The sequence below is a fragment of the Shewanella sp. 125m-1 genome, from assembly GCF_052977065.1.
The window spans coordinates 1-507 of sequence record NZ_JBRILT010000106.1 but is presented as its reverse complement, the minus strand read 5'-3'; the positions used below and the strand labels follow the sequence as shown (position 1 = coordinate 507).

Genomic DNA, 507 nt, shown 5'->3' with positions numbered 1-507 from the left:
GCGGGGCTGCAAGAAAAACCGCGTACAGGAAGACCTGCATTTCTCAGCACAGAACAGCAAGCTCAACTCGCTGACTATATAGAGAAAAGAGCAAGCAGCGATCAAGGTGGTAGATTAACGGGGGCACACATACACAACTATATTTTGTCAGAGTTTGGCAAAACTTATCACCCTGACTCAATCTATTATTTATTGAATCATATGGGTTTCTCATGGATAACCTCACGCTCTAAGCACCCAAAACAATCAATAGAGGCTCAAGAAGAGTTTAAAAAAATTCCAAATTAAAACGATCCTTAAGATCCCGGGATACCTCCCTTTAGATCGCATCGATATCTGGTTTCAGGATGAAGCTAGATTCGGTCAACAAAACACAACAACTAAGATTTGGGCTCGAAAAGGTAGCAGGCCAAGGGTTGTACGCCAGCAGCAATTCGAATATGCATACCTTTTTGGCTCTGTATGTCCCAGCAGAGGTATAGGGCAAGCAATTGTGGTTCCGTGGAC

At 43.6% G+C, this 507-nt stretch carries 1 protein-coding gene; it reads left to right on the top strand.

The genetic code is table 11. The features are described 5' to 3' along the window. Positions 1 to 288, top strand: a 288-nt coding sequence (locus ACVBIK_RS20710) for a helix-turn-helix domain-containing protein (RefSeq protein WP_447170431.1), incomplete at its 5' end; no start/stop codon positions are given. Between the last annotated feature and the right edge of the window lie 219 nt (positions 289 to 507).